Origin of the sequence: Psychrobacter sp. Cmf 22.2, from assembly GCF_001921745.1 — a bacterium.
GTDB lineage: Bacteria > Pseudomonadota > Gammaproteobacteria > Pseudomonadales > Moraxellaceae > Psychrobacter.
The window spans coordinates 1-242 of record NZ_MRYA01000077.1 but is presented as its reverse complement, the minus strand read 5'-3'; the positions used below and the strand labels follow the sequence as shown (position 1 = coordinate 242).

Sequence of the window (242 nt, the reverse complement as noted above, 5' to 3'; positions counted from 1 at the left end):
TATCACCGCACAGTCGACAATGTCGTCGCTGTCCAACATGACAGACTCAATCTCATTAGGGAAAACATTAAAACCAGAGACCAAAATCATGTCTTTTTTGCGATCGAGTAGGGTAAAGTAGCCTTTTTCATCCATGCTGACGATATCGCCGGTACGGAAATAGCCATCTTTCGTAAAGTCATCACTACTATCTCTATTCAGATAGCCTGAGGTGACATTAGGACCTTTAACGCACATCTCAC

The 242-nt window shown here is 43.0% G+C and carries 1 pseudogene; it reads right to left on the bottom strand.

Annotation, left to right across the window (positions count from 1 at the left end):
- A pseudogene (locus BTV98_RS13375) lies at window positions 1-242 on the bottom strand (AMP-binding protein); the annotation flags it as partial.